The organism is Pseudomonas sp. NFACC56-3, assembly GCF_900100025.1.
GTDB lineage: Bacteria > Pseudomonadota > Gammaproteobacteria > Pseudomonadales > Pseudomonadaceae > Aquipseudomonas > Aquipseudomonas fluorescens_AA.
In genome coordinates this window covers 63,526-82,484 of the sequence record NZ_FMTK01000010.1, presented here as the reverse complement: position 1 = coordinate 82,484, position 18,959 = coordinate 63,526, and the positions used below count along the sequence as shown (strand labels likewise).

Genomic DNA, 18,959 nt, shown 5'->3' with positions numbered 1-18,959 from the left:
GCTTCTGTGGCGAGGGAGCTTGCTCCCGCTGGGTTGCGAAGCGACCCTAAGATGTGTCTGTCACCACGGTTCCTCAGGCAACTGGCGGGGGCTGCTGCGCAGCCCAGCGGGAGCAAGCTCCCTCGCCACAAGGGCTCTCACGCTGAGCGCAATGGTCATCCAGACTGGCACCTGTGGTAATTGCCCCACCGCCAGTCCCTGCCTAGTCTTTAGCTGTCACCCCTCGGAGATCACCCATGCAAGGCCCACTGGCATCGCTCAAGGTTCTGGACTTCTCGACCCTGCTGCCAGGCCCGTTCGCCTCGCTGTTGCTGGCGGACATGGGGGCCGAGGTGTTGCGCATCGAGTCGCCGACCCGTCAGGACTTGCTGCGGGTATTGCCGCCCCATGACCAGGGCGTATCGGCCAGCCACGCCTACCTCAACCGTAACAAGCGCAGCCTCGCCCTGGACCTCAAGCAGCCGCAAGCGCTGGAGGTGATCACGCAGTTGCTGGGGGACTACGACATCCTGCTGGAACAGTTCCGCCCCGGCGTGATGGAGCGGCTGGGCCTGGGGTACGAAGCCTTGAAAGCCATCAATCCGCGGCTGATCTACGTGTCGATCACCGGCTACGGCCAGACCGGCCCTTATAAGGACCGCGCCGGCCACGACATCAATTACCTGGCCCTGGCAGGGCTGGCCAGCCATACCGGCCGTGCCGACAGCGGACCGTTGCCGCTGGGCATTCAGGCGGCGGATATCGCCGGTGGTTCATTGCACGGGGTGATCGGACTGTTGGCGGCGGTCATCGCCCGTCAGCAGACCGGTCAGGGCCAGCACCTGGACGTGAGCATGACCGACTGCGTGTTCAGCCTCAATGCCATGGCCGGTGCCGGTTACCTGGCCTGCGGTGTGGAACCGGGTTGGGAAAGCCAGATGCTCAACGGCGGCAGCTTCTACGACTATTACCGCACTCGCGATGGTCGCTGGATGTCGGTGGGCAGCCTGGAACCGGCTTTCATGCAGGCGCTGTGCGAGGCCCTGGGCCGTCCGGAACTGGCGGCCCAGGGGCTGTCGCCCAAGCCTGAGCAGCAGCGGGCCCTGAAGCAGGCCTTGCAAACCGAGTTCGAGAAGCATGATTTTACCGAACTGTGCGGTTTGTTTGCCGGGATCGATGCCTGTGTCGAGCCGGTGCTGAGCCTGGAGGAAGCTGTCCGGCATCCGCAGTTACAGGCTCGGGAACTGGTGAAACAGGTGCCCCGGGGGGATGGTTCGAGCCAGGCGCAAATGGCCTGTCCGTTGCGGTTTTCGGAGGGGCTGCCCGAACCTCGCCATATTGGCGTGGGGCTGGGGGCGCATACGGATCAGGTGTTGGGGGCGTTGGGGTTCAGTGCGCAGCGGATTGCCGAATTGCGCAGGAGCGGGGTGGTTTTGTAGGGCGACAAGGCCGCCATCGCGAGCAAGCTCGCTCCCACACTGGATCTTTGGCGTTCAAGGATCCTGTGGGAGCGAGCTTGCTCGCGATGAGGCCAGCCCAGACACCACAAAAGCATTACTCCACCCGTGTTTCCCCACTGAACACCAAGGTATTGCGACAGCTGCGGCACAAATACCGACGTCCCTGGCGTACCAGGCTGTGGCGTTGGGCCGAGAACGGGAAGTCGCTGCCATCGCAAGGGCACTTGTAGATGTAGCGGGTCACACTGCGGCGTTTGATTTCGTAGGTGTGGCAACGGTTGGGCGGCAGTTCGTACACGCCGCGCATGATCAGTTGCCATTCTTCGCCATGGGGCTGGATGCGGTCGCCAAACAGTTGGTGGGCGATCAGGTGCGCGACTTCGTGGGCGACGGTCTGCTTGAGGAAGTCTTCGGCGTTTTCCCGGTACAACTGTGGATTGAAGCGCAGCAGGTTTTCATGCAGATGCGCGACACCGGCCTTCTGGCCACGCAACTTGAAGCTGACCACCGGGCGTTTGAAAGGACGTTTGAAAAAGGATTCGGCTTGTTGGTAACACTCTTCGACGCGGGTATTGAGTTGCTCGAGCATGCTTTACGGGTCTCCAGAAGCCCGAGTATGCCGCAAGCGTCGGACGTTGCGAATCGCCCAGGCGCCCAGTGGTCGTTTCGAACACAGGAAGGCCGCCTTGCGGCGGCCTGTGTCGGCAGATCCTGCTTTTTTATTGGCGGGCATTACTTCAATTGGTATAGACCGGGCCGACGCCCAGCCCCCAGACAATCACCGTGAACGCCATGATGGCCACCAGCACCACCAGGCCGACCGCGAGTACCGAACTGGAAAACAGAAAACCTTCGTCCTGGGGAATGTTCATGAACGTTGGCAGGCCTACATACAACAGGTAGACGGTGTAGCAGATTGCCGCCGTGCCGACGATCATTCCCAGCCACATGTGCGGGTAGAGCGCCGCCAGGCCGCCGATGAACAGCGGTGTCGCGGTATAGGTGGCGAACGCGACGCAACGGGCCAGGCTTGGATTGGCGTCGTAGGTGCGAGCCATCCAGTGGATAAAGGCACCCATTACCGCCACGCCGCCCAACATGGCCAGGTACGACATGATGGTCATCCACAGCGCGCTTTCCTGCGTGAGCATGACTGGTGGACGATTGCCGATGACCCATCCCACCTGTGTGGTGCCGATGAACGCCGATACTGCGGGAATGGCCGCCAAGATCAGCGTATGGGTGAGGTACATGTGGCTGATGCTTTCCTCCTGATCGCCACGGATTTCTTTCCATTCTTGATCAGGGTGGGTAAAGAGCCCCACGACATGATGGATCATAGTCAGTCACTCCTTTGTTATTGCCATCGCCCCCCAACGGAGCGCCTACACGGGCCAAGGTGGCCAAGTAAGTAAAGGTCTGAAATATGTGTGCGACCTTATGTCGCAGTATAGAAAGGAGTTACTCCGAGGGGGATGGGGGGCTTAGAGCAAATCGCGCTGTAGAAGGGAACGTTAATCGCTGATAAGTCTGTGCACCGCTCTGGCTGGCAGAATTCACCTGTGGCGAGGGAGCTTGCTCCCGCTCGAGTGCGCAGCGCTCGCAGATTTAGGGGCTGCTTCGCACCCCAGCGAGAGCAAGCTCCCTCGCCACAGAGGGGCGGTGCCATACGGGAGGTTTTTTGCGTAAAATGCTGGCCTTTCGTCACACCTCACGGATTTCGCGTCATGGGCACTCTTACGGTCAACCAGAACAAACTGCAAAAGCGCCTGCGCCGTCAGGCCGGTGAGGCGGTCGCCGATTTCAACATGATCGAGGACGGCGACAAGGTCATGGTCTGCCTGTCCGGCGGCAAGGACAGCTACACCTTGCTCGATGTGCTGATGCATTTGCAGAAGGTTGCGCCCATCAAGTTCGACATCGTCGCGGTGAACATGGACCAGAAGCAGCCCGGCTTCCCCGAGCATGTGCTGCCGGCCTACCTCGAGTCGCTGGGCGTGGAATACCACATCGTCGAGAAAGACACCTATTCGGTGGTCAAGGAACTGATTCCCGAAGGCAAGACCACCTGTTCGCTGTGCTCGCGCCTGCGGCGCGGAACGCTCTACACCTTTGCCGACGAGATCGGCGCGACCAAGATGGCCTTGGGGCACCACCGCGACGACATCGTCGAGACGTTCTTCCTGAACATGTTCTACAACGGTTCGCTCAAGGCCATGCCACCCAAGCTGCGGGCCGATGACGGGCGCAACGTGGTGATCCGCCCGCTGGCCTATTGCAGCGAGAAAGACATCCAGGCCTATTCGGATTTCAAGCAGTTCCCGATCATCCCCTGCAACCTGTGCGGCTCCCAGGAAAACCTGCAACGCCAGGTGGTCAAGGAGATGCTCCAGGAATGGGAACGCAAGACCCCGGGCCGTACCGAGAGCATTTTCCGTGGCCTGCAGAACGTCATCCCGTCGCAACTGGCGGACCGCAACCTGTTCGACTTCACCAACCTGCGCATCGACGAAAACGCCACGCCGCGGTTCGTCAACGTGGTGAACCTCTGACGGCGTCAACCGCTCTATTCACGGCGCCAGTGGCTATAAGGGCCCCTGGCGCCGTTTTCATTTCCGACCCCAGGAGAGGGCATGCGCGATTACAAGTGGCTGCACGAGTATTGTCTGAACCGCTTCGGTTCGGCGGCTGAACTGGAAGCCCACCTGCCGGTTCCCAAGACCCCGGCGCAACTGCGCAAGATCGGCGACGACCGCTACCTTTCGACCATGGCGCTGCGGGTGTTCCGCGCCGGGCTCAAGCACAGCCTGGTGGATGCCAAGTGGCCGGCGTTCGAAGAGGTGTTCTTCAAGTTCGACCCGGAGAAAGTCGTGCTGATGAGCGCCGAGCACCTGGAGCGTTTGATGCAGGACGCGCGGATCATCCGTCACCTGGGCAAGCTCAAGAGCGTGCCGCGCAACGCGCAACTGATATTGGACGTGGCCCATGAAAAGGGCAGCTTTGGCGCACTGGTGGCCGACTGGCCGGTGACCGACATCGTCGGCCTGTGGACCTACCTGAAAAAGCACGGCCATCAACTGGGTGGCCTGTCGGCTCCTCGCTTCTTGCGGATGATGGGCAAGGACACCTTCGTGCCCAGCTATGACGTGGTGGCCGCGCTCAATGCCCAGGACATCATCGACAAAGTCCCCACCAGCCAGAGGGACCTGGCGACGGTGCAGAATGCCTTCAACCAGTGGCATGAAGAGAGCGGGGGAAGGCCCATGAGCCAGATATCGATGATGCTGGCGTATACCGTGAATCATTGAGATCGCGTTGCGGCTATCGCGAGCAAGCTCGCTCCCACAGGGTGCCATCGAGCCCTTGTGGGAGCGAGCTTGCTCGCGATGGCGATGTATCAGGCGACGGAAATCTCGCCTTCCCCCGCCAACCGCCGGTTCAACTGGAACCGCCAGCGCACATACAGCAGGGCCGAGCAGAACACCGCCACGCTCGCCGCCATTTCCAGCACGCCGAACCATTGCCGGTTCGGGTCATAGGCCGCCAGTGCGCCTTTGATGAAATACAGGTTCACCACGAAGCACATCCACGAATGCCCGCGGGCGCTGCCGCTGAGCATGCCGGGGGCGAGTATCAGCAGCGGCACCAGTTCGATCAGCAGAATCACCCAGGGCCGCGCGCCGTGCAGGTCGGCGATCAGCAGGTAGTAGGCGCTGAGCAACCCCACGAGGCCGAAGAAGCACAGCAGGCTGAGGACACGAGCCAGGCGTACGCGCGGTTCGAGCCATTGGATGGAAGGCAGGATCTTCGGCTTCTTAGCCACGGCCGTTCTCCAGCAGCAGGGCGGTTTTCGCCAGGCGCAAACCCAAGGCGCGGCATAGGGCGACTTCATGTTCGTTCAAGCCGCTTTTACCGTCGGCCCCGGCATGATGGCTCGGACCGTAGGGCGTGCCGCCGCCCTGGGTGTCGATCAGGGCCGATTCGCTGTAGGGCAGGCCGGTGATCAGCATGCCGTGGTGCAACAGCGGCAGCATCATCGACAGCAGGGTGGTTTCCTGGCCGCCGTGCAGGCTCGCGGTGGAGGTGAACACCCCGGCCGGTTTGCCCACCAGCGCGCCGGTCAGCCACAGGTTGCTGGTTCCGTCGAGAAAGTACTTGAGTGGCGCAGCCATGTTGCCGAACCGAGTCGGGCTGCCCAAGGCCAGCCCGGCGCAATGTTTCAGGTCATCGAGGCTGGCGTAGAGCGGGCCTTGCTCGGGGATGTCCGGGGCAACCGCTTCGCACTCGGCGGAAATCGCCGGCACCGTACGCAACCTGGCTTCCAGCCCGGCCTGTTCGACACCCCGGGCGATTTGCCGGGCCATCTCGTTGGTGGAGCCGCTGCGGCTGTAATACAGCACCAGGATGTACGGCATGGTCACGGCAGGATCTCCAGAATCTTCTCCGGCGGCCGGCCGATCACGGCCTTTTCACCGGCTTCCAGAATCGGCCGTTCCATGAGTTTCGGGTGGGCGGCGATGGCTGCGATCAACTGGGCCTGGCTCAGGCTTTCGTCGGCCAGGTTCAGCGCTTTGTATTCATCTTCGCCGGTGCGCAGCAATTGCCGGGCGGTGATGCCCAGCTTGCCCAGCAGGCGTTCAAGCTGGGCGGCGTCGAGCGGTGTTTCCAGGTAGCGGACCACGGTGGGCGTCAGGCCGCGGGCCTCCAGCAGTTCCAGCGCACCGCGGGATTTCGAGCAGCGCGGGTTGTGATAAAGCGTCAGATCGGTCATGAGCGGGTCGCATCTTGCGTAAGGTGGCGGCTATTCTACTGTGCCGCGAAGTCCCTAGCACCTTAGAGAGGCGACGGGTCGCAGCAGCGTTCACATTCAGACAAGGATTGGCACATGACAAGGCGATTGATGGCGGCACTGACATTCATGGGGATCCTGTTGCTCGCCGGTTGCGGAAACGACTACGGAGTGGACCAGAACGGCCAGGCCATCGACTCGCAGCGGCTGGACAAACAATGGCTGGTGCTCAACTACTGGGCGGAATGGTGTGCGCCGTGCCGCACCGAAATCCCGGAATTCAATGCCTTGGCCGAACAGCTCAAGGGGCGCAACGTCGGTGTGTTCGGGGTCAACTTCGACCAGGTGCAAGGCGAAGAGCTCAAGAGCGCCAGCGACAAGATGGGGATTCGCTTCACGGTGCTGGCCCGGGATCCGGCCGAGATCTTCGACCTGCCTCGCAGTGAAGGCTTGCCGGTGACTTACATCATCGATAACCGGGGCAAGGTGCGCGAGCAGTTGCTGGGGGAGCAGACGGCGGCGGGGGTAATGGCCAAGCTTGAGGCGTTGCAGGCGTTCAAATAGCCCCCGTTATGGCAGGCGGGATACCTTGTGGCGAGGGGATTTATCCCCGCCAGGCTGCGCAGCAGCCCCCTGCGTCCCGTCTGACAAACCACGGTAGCAAATAGATCTGGGGCCGCTTCGCGACCCAGCGGGGATAAATCCCCTCGCCACAGGGGACCCATGCCGGATTCGGGATCTTCCCTTGGAGGCCTCAGCCTTCCTCCAGCCACCACCGCAGCGGCTTGCCCTGGGCCGGCCAGAAGCGCAGTTGGTCGATGGGCGAGATGTCCCAGCGTTCGACCTTCTCCAGGGCCTGCAAGAAGCGCGTCTCCTGCTCCATCAGCGCCGGGGCGCAGAGCTTGCGGGTGCTGCCGATCTTGCCGAAGTTCAGACGATGGCCTTCCAGGGTGTAGGGCGCGAACCAGTGGTTGCAGCCGCCGTTGCCGTAGGCCCGACCGTCATCCCCGAGGGTGATGGTCAGGTGGCTGTAGTCCATCAATGGCCGTTCGCCGATCCATTCCAGGATATAGCTGCGGTTGTGTTGCAACTGCACAGGTTCAGCGGCACACCCCATCAGGCTCATGCCGATCGACGCGGACAGGGCCAAACGTTTCATCAGGCGGCTTCCTGGCATGTCGGGCACAGGTGTTTTTCACCCACGGTGGTCCAGCCCAGCTCGGCGATCCGTGCGCTGGCGGCCGGTTTCTCGGCCTTGACGCCGAGTTTGGCATCGACGGCGAATTCGAAGCTCAGAGCCTTGGCGCAAGCGTCGCAGTTGACCTGCCAGGTATGGATCGCCAGTTCGCCGAACACCGGACCGGTGGTCATGGCCGTCCATTGGCCCATGGGTTTGAGCAGGTGCCGCACGGTGTCCACGGTCAGGCGCATGGACAAATCCTTGCTGCCCTTGAGCGTGACGAGCAGTACATCGTTGGCCTGGATCGAACCGCCATTGCCGGTGACCTGGTAGCGGCCCGGCGCCAGGGCGCGGACTTCGGTCAGGGTGTGCTGCGGGTTCATCAGGGTGTAGCGAAAATCGTGTTCGGCCATGGGTCCTCCAAATAGGCGCGACATGCTAGCACGGGGCATGGCTTGGGATGGTCAACCACGAATCTTGCCGACGAAACTCCACCCCCTGTGGGAGCGAGCTTGCTCGCGATGGCGGCAAATCAGTCAGTATTGATGTTGACTGACAGACCGCTATCGCGAGCAAGCTCGCTCCCACAGGGGTTGTGTTGGTTCAGGTTTAGCGGTCAACCAGGTTTTTCGGCGTGCCGGCGGCCCAGGCCGCGATGTTATTCAGGGTGGTCATGGCAATCGCCGCCAAGGCTTCATGGGTGAGGAAGGCCTGGTGGGCGGTGATCACCACGTTGGGGAAGGTCAGCAGGCGTGCCAGCACATCGTCTTGCAAGGGCTGGTCGGAGCGGTCCTTGAAGAACAGTTCGGCCTCTTCTTCATAGACATCCAACCCCAAATAGCCCAGTTGACCGCTCTTCAGCGCCTCGATCAGGGCCGGTGTATCCACCAGGCCACCGCGTCCGGTGTTGATCAACATGGCGCCGCGTTGCATCGATGCCAGGGATTGGGCGTTGATCAGGTGGCGGCTCTGTTCGTTCAACGGGCAGTGCAGGCTGATGATCTGCGCTTGCGCCAGCAGTTCATCCAGGGGCAGGTAGCGCGCGCCCAAGGCTTGCACCTGAGGATTGGGGGACGGGTCGTAAGCCAGTAGCTGACAGCCGAAACCGGCCATGATCCGCGCGAACGTCGCGCCGATCTGCCCGGTGCCGATCACCCCGACGGTCTTGCCCACCAGGTCGAATCCGGTCAAGCCATGGAGGCTGAAATTGCCGTCCCGGGTGCGGTTGTAGGCGCGGTGCAGGCAGCGATTGAGGGCCATGATCAACGCCACGGCATGTTCGGCCACGGCGTGGGGCGAGTAGGCCGGTACCCGGACGATGCTCAAGCCCAGGCGCTTGGCGGCGGGCAGGTCGACGTGGTTGTAGCCGGCCGAGCGCAGGGCGATCAGCCGCGTGCCGCCCGCGGCCAGCCGTTCCAGCACCGGGGCGCTCAGGTCATCGTTGATGAACGCGCAAACCACTTCATGCCGTTCGGCCAGGGCCACGGTGTCCAGGTTCAGGCGAGCGGGCTGGAACTGCAACTCGAGGCCGGCGGGCGCCGGGGCCTGGATGAAACTGTCACGGTCGTAGGTCTGGCTGCTGAAAAGAATCGCGCGCATGGTGGCCTCCTGGCAGAAAAAACAGTTCGGGGTCGGAGCGTGGATTTTCAGCGATTCCAATTTCCAGGGTATTGCCCTGGATCAGGCGCTGATACGCGCCTCGCTGGCCAGGCGATTGATCGCACGCTCCAGGTCTTCCAGGGCCGCAGCGGCTTTCGGGTCCTGTTGCTTGAGCAGGGTTTCGCTGCGCTGGCAGGCCGCTCGCAATTGCGGTACGCCGCAGTAGCGGGTGGCGCCGTGCAGGCGGTGGACCCGTTCGATCAGGGCGTTGTGATCGTTGGCCTCGCTGGCCTGGCGGATCGCTTCGCGGTCGGCTTCCAGGGATGCGAGCAGCATCGCCAGCATGTCCGCTGCCAGGTCGGCCTTGCCAGCGGCCAGGCGCAAGCCTTCTTCATGATCGAGCACCAGCAGTTCGCTACCACCCTGGGCATCGCTGTTGCGCTCCGGCGACTGGTTGCGCAGGGCCAGGCCGGTCCATTTGAGCACCACCTGGGCCAGTTGCCGTTCGCTGATGGGCTTGGTCAGGTAGTCGTCCATGCCGCTTTGCAGCAGCGCGCGTTTTTCGTTGGCCATGGCGTGGGCGGTGAGGGCGACGATGGGCAGCGGCGTGCAGTGCCGCTCGCTTTCCCACTGGCGGATCGCCTCGGTACTCTGGCGACCGTCCATGCCGGGCATCTGCACGTCCATCAACACCAGGTCGAAGGTCTCCTTCTGCACGGCCTTGACCGCCGCGTAGCCGCTTTCCACCGCCAGCACCTTGGCGCCCATGTCTTCGAGCAGGGTTTGCACCAGCAGCAGGTTGGCCGGGTTGTCGTCCACGCACAGCACTTTCGGGGCACGGCTGGAAACCGGCTCACTGGGTTCGCTGCGGGGCGGGCGCGGGTTGACCAGGTCGGACAGCGCACGGCGCAACTTGCGGGTGCAAGCCGGCTTGGCCTGCAACTGACTGTGGGGGTTGGGCACCGAGAGGTGGTACAGGGTCTGTTCGGTGGTGGGGCACAGCACGAGCACTTTGCAGCCCAAGTGCTCGAGGTCCCAGATGTGCTGGTTGAGGCGCTCCGGCGGCATGTCGTTGCTGGTGATGCCCAGCACGGCCAGATCGATCGCCTGGTCGGTCTGGTGGGCGACGGTGATGCCGTTGGTCAGGCTCTCCAGGGTGTTGAACGGCGTCACTTGCAGGCCGCAGTCTTCGAGCTGGTGCTGCAAGGCCTGGCGGGCCAGTTCGTGGTTTTCCAGCACCGCCACGCGGCGGCCCAGCAACGGCGGGCCCGGCAGGTCTTCGGCATCGTCACGGGTCTTGGGCAGGCGCAGGCTGATCCAGAACTCCGAGCCTTCGCCCGGTGTGCTGTCGACGCCGATCTCGCCGCCCATCTGCTCCACCAGGCGCTTGGAGATCACCAGGCCCAGGCCGGTGCCCCCCGGTTGCCGGGACAGTGAGTTGTCGGCCTGGCTGAATGCCTGGAACAGCGCCCGCACGTCCTGGTTGGACAGGCCGATACCGGTGTCCTGGATGCTGATGCGCAACTGCACGCTGTCTTCGTGCTCGTCTTCGAGCATGGCCCGGGCGACGATGGTGCCCTCGCGGGTGAACTTGATCGCGTTGCTCACCAGGTTGGTGAGGATCTGCTTGAGGCGCAGCGGATCGCCCACCAGCGACAGCGGTGTGTCCCGGTAGACCAGGCTCACCAGTTCCAACTGCTTGGCGTGGGCGGCCGGGGCGAGGATGGTCAGGGTGTCTTGCAGCAGGTCCCGCAGGTTGAACGGAATGCTGTCGAGCACCAGCTTGCCAGCCTCGATCTTCGAAAAGTCGAGGATCTCGTTGATGATCCCCAGCAGGCTGTCGGCGGATTTCTCGATGGTGCCCAGGTAATCGAGCTGGCGCGGGGTCAGTTCGCTTTTTTGCAACAGGTGGGTAAAACCGAGGATGCCGTTGAGCGGTGTGCGGATTTCATGGCTCATGTTCGCCAGGAACTCGGACTTGATCCGGCTCGCTTCCAGGGCTTCCTTGCGGGCCAGGTCCAGCTCGATGTTCTGGATCTCGATGGTTTCCAGGTTCTGGCGCACGTCTTCGGTGGCCTGGTCGATGCTGTGCTGCAATTCTTCCTGGGCGTTCTGCAGGGTACTGGCCATGCGATTGATGCCCGAGGCCAATTCATCCAGCTCCTGGCTGCCCAACGGTGGCAGGCGGGTTTCCAGGTGACCGTCCTTGAGTTGCGCCACGGCTTGCTTGATCTGGCTCAGCGGGCGGTTGATCGTGCGGCCCATGCGCAGGGCCAGCAACGCGGTCAGGCACAGGCCCGCGCCGATCAGCAGCAGGCTGGCGAACAGGCTGCGATAGCCGCGCAGCAACATGCCGCTGTGGGACAACTCCAGCTCGACCCAGCCCAGCAGGCGGTCGGCTTCTTCGGGAATCAGTTCGCCCGCCAGGTTGCGGTGCTTGCCAAATACCGGCAGCAGGTAGCGCGTGGCGTCATTGCCGGTGCGTTGCAGCAGCTGTGCACTGTTGCCCTCCGGTGCCCGGTTGAGCATGGTCGGGCCGGCGTGGGCCAACGGCGCGCGGTCGGGGGCGAGGAAGGTCACGGCGCGCACGTCCGTTTGCTCCAGGGACTGGGTGGCGATGCGCTCCAGCAGATCGGTGTCCTGGCGGCTCATGGCCGGGGCGACCAGCGGGGCCAGTTGCTCGGCGATCATCTCGCCACGTTGCAGCAACTGGGCGTGCAGGTCCGATTGCTGCATCCAGGTGAAATAACCGCCCAGGACCAGCGCCATCAGGCTGGTCGGCAACAGGGTCAGCAACAGCACGCGGCCTTTGATTCCCAGTTTCTTGAGCACACTTGTCTCCTGCATCCAGCGGTCTGATTGAGCTGTGCGCGCATCCGGCACGCACCACCTGCGCAGTGTAGCGATTTGCAGTCGGGCAATCTTCGTAAATTCATGTCTGCCGTGCATTCGTAGCGCTGGGCAATTGCCCACGGCGATAAGTGGCGGTGGCATTTGGAGTCAAACTGGCGATGATCCGGGTAGGCAGCCAAACCATTTGTCACTTCCAGCTCGCCATTGACCATCGGTCGGGACTGTCAATCCTGACAGGTGTTGTTTTCTATCCGTTGTTTAAGCTCGGTGTCGTTGAGTTATATAAATACATCGGAAGAAAAACATGAAAGCCACGAGCGAAAAAGAAAAGATAAAAGCTTTAAAGGCTAATCCTAAGATTGATGCGAAAGGCTCAATGACGGTGACGGTTAACGGGCAGGCCCCTATTACAGCCGAAGATTTTTATGTCATGAGTGGGGATAGTAAAGGCTTCGTGGCGTTTATAAAGGAGGGGCAGGGTATAGTTGTAGTGGAGTTTCACCTTCTAGTAGAGCCTGGTACCTATGAAATTGAGAGGTATAGACTCTGGGTAGAGGTGGATTATAGCGGATATGAAGGGGTCGGAAAAACGGGAGCTTTAACTCTTGAGACACTTGTGCCACAAAAACGATATAAAGGTAGTTTCGATGTAAAAACTATCGACCACCGGAAAATGGAAGGGGTATTTGACGTTCGGATTATATAGGTTCGGGTGGCAGATGGGCGCCAGTTCCAGGTGTAGCCTGGGCATGCACGTCAGCCAGATTCGTAGCAAGCTCAAGGCCATTGGCTATACCGCTCGGCAAGTGCGCACGGTGTGGGCATTGAATTGATAAGCGTATCAGGAGAAAGAACATGAGTGCCATAAGTGCAGAAGAAAGATTAAAAGCCGTAAAGGCTGCTCCTAGGCTTGATGCGAAAGGCTCAATAACCATCACGCTTAATGGACAGGTCATTAAAACTGAGGACGTTTATATTCTGGATCAGCCCGCTAACTCCATTGTGGGGTTTATAGAAGAGGATGAAAGTATAGTCATCGTGCAGTTCGGCTCACTGACAGCGCCGGGTACCTATGAGATCAAGAAACATAATATCTGGATATACATGTCGTTCCACGGTTTCTTAGGGTCGGCAAACACTGGAGATTTGACCCTTGATACCCTCGAGATAAAAAACAAATACAAAGGTCATTTTGACGTAAAAACTGTGGATCACCAGAAAGCTGATGGGGTATTTGATGTACAGAAGGTATAGGTTTGGAAGTTGCGGACAGGGGGACGGGTTCCATACGTGAGGTCCCCAGTCGGATTTGCTTCACTTCCCGTGTTCGCGACGTCGGCGATAGCTCGCAGCCCGGCGGGATCAAGCCCTCTTTCCACACCTTTGGCTCGCTTATTCCCATAAGCCATAACCATCACACTTTGCGTGATATGGCCGCGCCAGGTTTGCCGGTATGATAGGCGCCCCCGCAGTCCGGATTGCGAATACGCCATGACATTGCAGTACCCCACCATCGCCGATTGCGTCGGCAACACCCCGCTGGTCCGCTTGCAGCGCTTGCCCGGCGAGACCACTAATACGCTTTTGCTCAAGCTCGAAGGGAATAACCCGGCGGGTTCGGTCAAGGACCGGCCGGCGCTGTCGATGATCACCCGTGGCGAGTTGCGCGGGCAGATCCGGCCTGGCGATACGCTGATCGAGGCGACTTCCGGCAACACCGGTATTGCCTTGGCGATGGCGGCGGCGATCAAGGGCTACAAGATGATCCTGATCATGCCCGACAACTCCAGTGCCGAGCGCAAGGCGGCGATGACGGCCTATGGCGCCGAGTTGATCCTGGTGACCCAGGAGCAGGGCATGGAAGGTGCCCGGGACCTGGCCGAGCGCATGCAGGCCGAGGGGCGTGGCAAGGTGCTGGATCAGTTCGCTAACGGCGACAATCCCGAGGCCCACTACACCACCACCGGCCCTGAGATCTGGCGCCAGACCGGCGGCACGATCACCCATTTCGTCAGTTCGATGGGCACCACCGGCACCATCATGGGCACCTCGCGCTACCTGAAAGAACAGAACCCGAATGTGCAGATCATCGGCCTGCAACCGATGGAAGGCTCGGCCATTCCCGGCATTCGCCGCTGGCCCGCAGAGTACCTGCCGAAGATCTACCAGGCCGACCGCGTGGACCGCATCATCGACATGGCCCAGAGCGAAGCCGAGGACGTGACCCGTCGCCTGGCCCGTGAGGAGGGCATCTTCTGCGGCGTGTCGTCGGGCGGTGCCGTGGCGGGGATGCTGCGTCTGTCGAAGGAAGTGGAAAATGCGGTGATCGTGGCGATCATCTGCGACCGTGGCGACCGTTACCTGTCGACCGGCATTTTCGACGCGCCCAACTGATGGCCAAGCATGAAAGAGGCTTGCGCTTCCAGCCCAGCGGCGGAAGCCGGGCCCCACAAGTGCCCACCGGTAAAAAGCAGCGCCTGACCATCGAACGCCTGGCCAACGATGGCCGGGGCATTGCGTTCGTCGATGGGCGGACCTGGTTTGTCATCGGCGCCCTGGCCGGCGAAGAGGTCGAGGCGCGGGTGCTCGGTGCCCACGGCAAAGTGGTCGAGGCCCGGACCGAGCGGGTGTTCCTGTCCAGTGACTTGCGTCGCGCAGCGCCGTGTATCCATGCCGGTCGTTGCGGCGGTTGCAGCGTCCAACATTTGCCCCATGACGAACAACTCGCCCTGAAACAGCGCATGCTCGCCGAGCAGCTGTCGCGGGTGGCCGGGGTCGAGCCGGATGAATGGGCCGCGCCATTGAGCGGGCCTGAGTTCGGTTATCGGCGTCGCGCCCGCGTGGCGGTGCGCTGGGATCAGAAGGCGAAAAAACTCGAAGTGGGATTCCGTGCTGTCGGCAGCCAGGACATCGTCGCCATTGGCGATTGTCCGGTGCTGGTACAGCCCTTGCAGTCGATCATGAATCGCTTGCCGGAGATGCTTCGACGCTTGAGCAAACCCCAGGCCCTGGGCCATGTGGAATTGTTCGCCGGCTCGTCCCTTGCGGTATTGCTGCGCCACATGGCGCCGCTGTCGGAGGCCGACCTGACCATTCTCAAGGATTTCTGCGCGTTTCATGAAGCCCAGTTGTGGTTGCACGGTGAAGGTGAGCCGCAACCGGTCGAACCCGGACAGGCCTTGGGCTTTCGCCTGGATGCCTGGGACCTTGAGCTGGCGTACCGGCCCGGGGATTTCATCCAGGTGAACGCCGGGGTCAACGAGGCGATGATCGCCCAGGCCCTGCAATGGCTGGCGCCGCGTTCCGAGGAGCGGGTGCTGGACCTGTTCTGCGGCCTGGGCAATTTTGCCTTGCCGCTGGCCAAAAGCGTGCGCCAAGTGGTGGCCGTGGAAGGCGTGCAAGCCATGGTGGACCGTGCGGCGGCCAATGCAGTCAGCAACAATTTGAATAACACTGCCTTTTTTCAGGCCGATTTATCCCAGCCTCTGGCTGATGCCGAATGGATCGGTGAAGGCTTTTCTGCGGTACTCTTGGACCCACCCCGTGACGGTGCTTTCGAGGTGGTGCGCAAGCTGTCGTCCCTGGGGGCCAAACGGTTGGTTTATGTATCGTGCAACCCGGCAACTTTGGCCCGGGATACGGTCGAACTGATCAAGCAGGGCTACCGGTTAAAACGTGCCGGGATTCTCGATATGTTTCCTCAAACGGCGCATGTCGAGGCCATGGCGTTATTTGAAGCGAGCCAGGATGGCTTGTCCGACTGACCCGTTCGTGCCAACCCGCCACAGCCCTGGGCGGAAACACGGGCAGCGAAGGTCAGCGAAGTTGACGCATTGAATCTGCGTCGTAGGGAAGGTAAGCAAAGATGGTACAGGTGAGAGCACACCAGCCGATCAACACCGACGGCAGTATCAATCTCGAGGCTTGGCTCGATCATGCGGTCAGCGTCGACATGGCACTGGATCGCGAAGCCTTGAAGGCCGCCTGCGAGTTCGCTCGCGAGGCGGAGCAGCAACATAACGCGGCGAAGAACCTGTGGTCCGAAGGCACCTCGAGTTTCCAGACGGGCCTGGAGATCGCCGAAATTCTCGCTGACCTCAAGCTCGACCAGGACTCCCTGGTGGCGGCGGTGCTGTACCGCGGCGTGCGCGAAGGGCAGATCCAGCTACCGGTGGTCAGCCAGCGCTTCGGCACCGTGGTGGCCAAGCTGATCGACGGCGTGCTGCGCATGGCCGCTATCAGCGCCAGCCTCAGCCCGCGCCAATCCATGGTGTTGGGCACCCAGGGCCAGGTGGAAAACCTGCGCAAGATGCTGGTGGCGATGGTCGACGACGTGCGCGTCGCGCTGATCAAGCTGGCCGAGCGCACCTGCGCGATCCGCGCCGTGAAGTCCGCCGATGACGAAAAGCGCAATCGCGTCGCCCGGGAGGTGTTCGACATCTATGCACCTCTGGCCCATCGTCTTGGCATCGGTCACATCAAGTGGGAGCTGGAGGACCTGTCCTTCCGTTACCTGGAGCCCGACCAATACAAGCAGATCGCCAAGCTGTTGCATGAGCGGCGCCTGGATCGCGAGCGCTTCATCACCGATGTGATGACCCAGTTACGCGAAGAGTTGCAGGCCACCGGCGTGGAAGCCGACATCAGTGGTCGGGCCAAGCACATCTACTCGATCTGGCGAAAAATGCAGCGCAAGGGCCTGGAATTCAGCCAGATCTACGACGTTCGCGCCGTTCGTGTGCTGGTCCCGGAAATGCGCGACTGCTACACCGCGCTGGGGATCGTCCACACCTTGTGGCGGCACATTCCGAAGGAGTTCGACGACTACATCGCCAACCCCAAGGAGAACGGCTATCGCTCGTTGCACACCGCGGTGATCGGCCCCGAGGGCAAGGTGCTGGAAGTGCAGATCCGCACCCATGCCATGCACGAGGAAGCCGAGCTGGGGGTCTGTGCCCACTGGAAATACAAGGGCACCGACGTCAAGTCCGGGTCCAACCACTACGAAGAGAAAATTTCCTGGCTGCGCCAGGTGCTCGAGTGGCATGAGGAACTGGGTGACATCGGCGGCCTGGCCGAACAGCTGCGCGTCGACATCGAACCGGACCGGGTCTATATCTTCACCCCCGACGGCCACGCGATCGATCTGCCCAAGGGCGCGACACCGCTGGACTTCGCCTACCGGGTCCACACCGAGATCGGCCACAATTGCCGTGGTGCCAAGATCAACGGGCGGATCGTGCCGCTCAACTACAGCCTGCAGACCGGTGAGCAGGTCGAAATCATCACCAGCAAGCACGGTACGCCGAGCCGCGACTGGCTGAACCCGAACCTGGGCTACATCACCACATCCCGGGCGCGGGCGAAAATCGTCCACTGGTTCAAGCTACAGGCCCGCGACCAGAACGTCGCCGCCGGCAAAACCCTGCTCGAGCGTGAACTCGGGCGCCTGGGGCTGCCGCAGGTGGACTTCGACAAACTGGCCGAAAAAGCCAACATGAAAACCGCCGAGGACATGTTTGCCGCCCTCGGTGCCGGCGATCTGCGCCTGGCGCAGTTGGTCAACCTGGCCCAGCAACTGGTGGAGCCGGAGCGTGGCAACGAGCAACTGGAGCTGATCCCGCGCAAGGCCACCGGTTACAAACCGGGCAAGCGCGGCGATATCCAGATCCAGGGCGTGGGCAACCTGATGACCCAGATGGCCGGCTGCTGCCAGCCATTGCCGGGGGATGCGATCGTCGGCTACATCACCCAGGGCCGCGGTGTGAGCATTCACCGCCAGGACTGTGCCTCGGTGCTGCAACTGGCCGGTCGCGAGCCGGAGCGGATCATCCAGGTCAGTTGGGGGCCGGTGCCGGTGCTCACCTACCCGGTGGACATCGTCATCCGCGCCTACGACCGCTCCGGTCTGCTGCGTGACGTGTCCCAGGTGTTGCTGAACGAGCGGATCAACGTGCTGGCGGTCAATACCCGTTCGAACAAGGAAGACAACACCGCGCTGATGTCCCTGACCATCGAGATTCCGGGGCTGGATGCGCTGGGGCGGTTGCTGGGGCGGATCTCCCAGTTGCCGAACATCATCGAGACCCGGCGTAACCGGACGCCGGGGTGATCCCATAACTAATTGTGGGAGCGGGCTTGCTCGCGAAGACGATGTGTCAGTCGACATTAATGTTGTCTGATACGCCGCTTTCGCGAGCAAGCCCGCTCCCACAGGGTTTGTGTGATGAGACGATTTAATGTACAGCCTTGAAGACCTGCTCCACCTGATGAACCGCTTGCGGGACCCGCAGTACGGCTGCCCGTGGGACATCAAGCAAACCTACGCCACCATCGTTCCTCATACGCTTGAAGAAGCCTACGAGGTGGCCGATGCGATCGAGCGCGGCGATTTCGATCACCTGCAGGGCGAGTTGGGCGACCTGTTGTTCCAGGTGGTGTACTACAGCCAGTTGGCCCGGGAAGAAAACCGCTTCGAATTCGCCGGCGTGGTCGACAGCATCACCCGCAAGCTGATCCGCCGCCATCCCCATGTGTTTCCTACCGGTGACCTTTATGCCCCGGTGGACATCCCGCGCCTGAGTGAAGAACAGGTCAAGCATCGCTGGGAAGAGATCAAGGCTGAGGAACGGGCCGAGAAAGCCTCGGCGCCCGAGCAATTGTCGCTGCTCGACGATGTACCGGGGGCGCTGCCGGCGTTGTCCCGCTCGGCGAAGCTGCAAAAGCGTGCCGGCCAGGTCGGTTTCGACTGGCCAGGTCCGTTGCCGGTGCTCGACAAAGTCCGCGAGGAACTGGACGAAGTCCTCGAAGCCATGGCTGACAACGATCCGGTGGCTATCAGCGACGAGATCGGCGATCTGCTGTTCAGCGTGGTGAACCTGGCTCGCCACCTCAAGGTCGACCCGGAAACCGCGCTGCGCGACGCCAACGGGAAGTTCGAGCGACGGTTCCGATTTATCGAACAGGCATTGCGCGACACCCACCGTCCCATAGAAGATTGCACCCTCGAAGAGTTGGACGCCTTGTGGGGCGAAGCCAAACGTCAGGAAAAGAATTTGCCCAGCTGTGGCTGAGGCCGTTGCCTAAGTGAGTAAGCACC

19 protein-coding genes and 1 pseudogene are annotated in these 18,959 nt (G+C 61.7%); 11 read left to right on the top strand and 9 right to left on the bottom strand.

The window, feature by feature from the left end:
- The first annotated feature begins 236 nt into the window (after nucleotides 1-236).
- Nucleotides 237-1,418 (top strand): CaiB/BaiF CoA transferase family protein, encoded by a 1,182-nt coding sequence (locus BLO80_RS15450; RefSeq protein WP_092330486.1) that lies wholly within the window; start codon nucleotides 237-239, stop codon nucleotides 1,416-1,418.
- A 115-nt stretch (nucleotides 1,419-1,533) separates the two neighbouring features.
- Here the strand turns inward: BLO80_RS15450 and BLO80_RS15445 are convergent, their stop codons facing one another.
- Both BLO80_RS15445 and BLO80_RS15440 read right to left on the bottom strand, forming a co-directional pair.
- Nucleotides 1,534-2,028: a SprT family zinc-dependent metalloprotease gene (locus BLO80_RS15445; RefSeq protein ID WP_092204003.1), complete on the bottom strand. Its 495-nt coding sequence runs from the start codon at nucleotides 2,026-2,028 to the stop codon at nucleotides 1,534-1,536.
- A gap of 148 nt (nucleotides 2,029-2,176) precedes the next feature.
- Nucleotides 2,177-2,779, bottom strand: coding sequence for a Yip1 family protein (locus BLO80_RS15440; protein ID WP_039591896.1), 603 nt, complete (start codon nucleotides 2,777-2,779; stop codon nucleotides 2,177-2,179).
- 387 nt (nucleotides 2,780-3,166) lie between these two features.
- Between BLO80_RS15440 and ttcA the strand changes: the two genes are divergently transcribed.
- Both ttcA and BLO80_RS15430 read left to right on the top strand, forming a co-directional pair.
- A complete protein-coding gene (ttcA, locus tag BLO80_RS15435; RefSeq protein ID WP_003204698.1) occupies nucleotides 3,167-3,991 on the top strand; it encodes a tRNA 2-thiocytidine(32) synthetase TtcA in 825 nt (274 codons plus the stop codon).
- A gap of 81 nt (nucleotides 3,992-4,072) precedes the next feature.
- The gene (locus BLO80_RS15430) at nucleotides 4,073-4,747 is read left to right on the top strand and encodes a DNA-3-methyladenine glycosylase I (protein WP_092330484.1); all 675 of its coding nucleotides are present in this window, start codon (nucleotides 4,073-4,075) and stop codon (nucleotides 4,745-4,747) included.
- An 89-nt stretch (nucleotides 4,748-4,836) separates the two neighbouring features.
- On the opposite strand, the gene BLO80_RS15425 is transcribed toward BLO80_RS15430, so the two are convergent.
- From BLO80_RS15425 to arsC, 3 genes are read right to left on the bottom strand one after another with little or no spacing between them, the layout of a single operon-like run.
- Nucleotides 4,837-5,262 carry a DUF2069 domain-containing protein gene (locus tag BLO80_RS15425; protein ID WP_092169969.1) on the bottom strand — a complete coding sequence of 142 codons (426 nt, stop codon included), beginning with the start codon at nucleotides 5,260-5,262 and terminating at the stop codon, nucleotides 4,837-4,839.
- Complete coding sequence (gene wrbA / locus BLO80_RS15420; protein WP_092330481.1) at nucleotides 5,255-5,860, bottom strand: NAD(P)H:quinone oxidoreductase; 606 nt, start codon at nucleotides 5,858-5,860, stop codon at nucleotides 5,255-5,257. The genes BLO80_RS15425 and wrbA overlap by 8 nt, the downstream gene beginning before the upstream one ends.
- Nucleotides 5,857-6,210, bottom strand: a complete 354-nt coding sequence (gene arsC, locus BLO80_RS15415) for an arsenate reductase (glutaredoxin) (RefSeq protein ID WP_092330479.1) — start codon at nucleotides 6,208-6,210, stop codon at nucleotides 5,857-5,859. The genes wrbA and arsC overlap by 4 nt, the downstream gene beginning before the upstream one ends.
- Before the next feature lie 114 nt (nucleotides 6,211-6,324).
- On the opposite strand from arsC, the gene BLO80_RS15410 reads away from it, so the two are divergent.
- Entirely contained in the window at nucleotides 6,325-6,792 is a 468-nt protein-coding gene (locus tag BLO80_RS15410; protein WP_060741056.1) for a TlpA disulfide reductase family protein, read from the top strand.
- 190 nt (nucleotides 6,793-6,982) lie between these two features.
- Here BLO80_RS15410 and BLO80_RS15405 read toward each other — a convergent pair whose 3' ends face one another.
- The 4 genes from BLO80_RS15405 to BLO80_RS15390 all read right to left on the bottom strand — a co-directional run bounded on the left by BLO80_RS15405 (nucleotide 6,983) and on the right by BLO80_RS15390 (nucleotide 11,839).
- On the bottom strand, nucleotides 6,983-7,387 hold the full coding sequence (locus tag BLO80_RS15405; protein ID WP_092330476.1) for an META domain-containing protein: 405 nt from the start codon (nucleotides 7,385-7,387) through the stop codon (nucleotides 6,983-6,985).
- A complete protein-coding gene (locus tag BLO80_RS15400) occupies nucleotides 7,387-7,821 on the bottom strand; it encodes a hypothetical protein (protein WP_092169984.1) in 435 nt (144 codons plus the stop codon). The genes BLO80_RS15405 and BLO80_RS15400 overlap by 1 nt, the downstream gene beginning before the upstream one ends.
- Nucleotides 7,822-8,017: 196 nt before the next feature.
- The gene (locus tag BLO80_RS15395; protein ID WP_092330474.1) at nucleotides 8,018-9,007 is read right to left on the bottom strand and encodes a 2-hydroxyacid dehydrogenase; all 990 of its coding nucleotides are present in this window, start codon (nucleotides 9,005-9,007) and stop codon (nucleotides 8,018-8,020) included.
- An 81-nt stretch (nucleotides 9,008-9,088) separates the two neighbouring features.
- The gene (locus tag BLO80_RS15390) at nucleotides 9,089-11,839 is read right to left on the bottom strand and encodes a response regulator (RefSeq protein WP_092330471.1); all 2,751 of its coding nucleotides are present in this window, start codon (nucleotides 11,837-11,839) and stop codon (nucleotides 9,089-9,091) included.
- A gap of 325 nt (nucleotides 11,840-12,164) precedes the next feature.
- On the opposite strand from BLO80_RS15390, the gene BLO80_RS15385 reads away from it, so the two are divergent.
- From BLO80_RS15385 to mazG, 7 genes and pseudogenes are all read left to right on the top strand, one after another.
- Complete coding sequence (locus BLO80_RS15385; RefSeq protein ID WP_092330469.1) at nucleotides 12,165-12,566, top strand: hypothetical protein; 402 nt, start codon at nucleotides 12,165-12,167, stop codon at nucleotides 12,564-12,566.
- Nucleotides 12,559-12,693: pseudogene (locus BLO80_RS29310) on the top strand (DNA-binding response regulator); the annotation flags it as partial. The gene BLO80_RS15385 and the pseudogene BLO80_RS29310, both read left to right, overlap by 8 nt.
- A gap of 22 nt (nucleotides 12,694-12,715) precedes the next feature.
- Nucleotides 12,716-13,114 (top strand): hypothetical protein, encoded by a 399-nt coding sequence (locus BLO80_RS15380; RefSeq protein WP_092330466.1) that lies wholly within the window; start codon nucleotides 12,716-12,718, stop codon nucleotides 13,112-13,114.
- Between the two features lie 237 nt (nucleotides 13,115-13,351).
- Entirely contained in the window at nucleotides 13,352-14,254 is a 903-nt protein-coding gene (cysM, locus tag BLO80_RS15375; RefSeq protein ID WP_092330464.1) for a cysteine synthase CysM, read from the top strand.
- Nucleotides 14,254-15,624 (top strand): 23S rRNA (uracil(1939)-C(5))-methyltransferase RlmD, encoded by a 1,371-nt coding sequence (rlmD, locus tag BLO80_RS15370; protein WP_092330461.1) that lies wholly within the window; start codon nucleotides 14,254-14,256, stop codon nucleotides 15,622-15,624. The genes cysM and rlmD overlap by 1 nt, the downstream gene beginning before the upstream one ends.
- 101 nt (nucleotides 15,625-15,725) lie before the next feature.
- Entirely contained in the window at nucleotides 15,726-17,972 is a 2,247-nt protein-coding gene (relA, locus tag BLO80_RS15365) for a GTP diphosphokinase (protein WP_014339754.1), read from the top strand.
- 127 nt (nucleotides 17,973-18,099) lie between these two features.
- Nucleotides 18,100-18,933, top strand: a complete 834-nt coding sequence (gene mazG / locus BLO80_RS15360; RefSeq protein WP_092330458.1) for a nucleoside triphosphate pyrophosphohydrolase — start codon at nucleotides 18,100-18,102, stop codon at nucleotides 18,931-18,933.
- The last annotated feature ends 26 nt before the right edge of the window (nucleotides 18,934-18,959 follow it).

Excerpts from the sequence above, each read along its gene's own strand:
- BLO80_RS15450 (WP_092330486.1), top strand. The coding sequence starts at position 237 with ATGCAAGGCCCACTGGCATCGCTCAAGGTTCTGGACTTCTCGACCCTG.
- BLO80_RS15445 (WP_092204003.1), bottom strand. The coding sequence starts at position 2,028 with ATGCTCGAGCAACTCAATACCCGCGTCGAAGAGTGTTACCAACAAGCC.
- BLO80_RS15440 (WP_039591896.1), bottom strand. The coding sequence starts at position 2,779 with ATGATCCATCATGTCGTGGGGCTCTTTACCCACCCTGATCAAGAATGG.
- ttcA (WP_003204698.1), top strand. The coding sequence starts at position 3,167 with ATGGGCACTCTTACGGTCAACCAGAACAAACTGCAAAAGCGCCTGCGC.
- BLO80_RS15430 (WP_092330484.1), top strand. The coding sequence starts at position 4,073 with ATGCGCGATTACAAGTGGCTGCACGAGTATTGTCTGAACCGCTTCGGT.
- arsC (WP_092330479.1), bottom strand. The coding sequence starts at position 6,210 with ATGACCGATCTGACGCTTTATCACAACCCGCGCTGCTCGAAATCCCGC.
- BLO80_RS15410 (WP_060741056.1), top strand. The coding sequence starts at position 6,325 with ATGACAAGGCGATTGATGGCGGCACTGACATTCATGGGGATCCTGTTG.
- BLO80_RS15405 (WP_092330476.1), bottom strand. The coding sequence starts at position 7,387 with ATGAAACGTTTGGCCCTGTCCGCGTCGATCGGCATGAGCCTGATGGGG.
- BLO80_RS15400 (WP_092169984.1), bottom strand. The coding sequence starts at position 7,821 with ATGGCCGAACACGATTTTCGCTACACCCTGATGAACCCGCAGCACACC.
- BLO80_RS15395 (WP_092330474.1), bottom strand. The coding sequence starts at position 9,007 with ATGCGCGCGATTCTTTTCAGCAGCCAGACCTACGACCGTGACAGTTTC.
- BLO80_RS15385 (WP_092330469.1), top strand. The coding sequence starts at position 12,165 with ATGAAAGCCACGAGCGAAAAAGAAAAGATAAAAGCTTTAAAGGCTAAT.
- BLO80_RS15380 (WP_092330466.1), top strand. The coding sequence starts at position 12,716 with ATGAGTGCCATAAGTGCAGAAGAAAGATTAAAAGCCGTAAAGGCTGCT.
- cysM (WP_092330464.1), top strand. The coding sequence starts at position 13,352 with ATGACATTGCAGTACCCCACCATCGCCGATTGCGTCGGCAACACCCCG.
- rlmD (WP_092330461.1), top strand. The coding sequence starts at position 14,254 with ATGGCCAAGCATGAAAGAGGCTTGCGCTTCCAGCCCAGCGGCGGAAGC.
- relA (WP_014339754.1), top strand. The coding sequence starts at position 15,726 with ATGGTACAGGTGAGAGCACACCAGCCGATCAACACCGACGGCAGTATC.
- mazG (WP_092330458.1), top strand. The coding sequence starts at position 18,100 with ATGTACAGCCTTGAAGACCTGCTCCACCTGATGAACCGCTTGCGGGAC.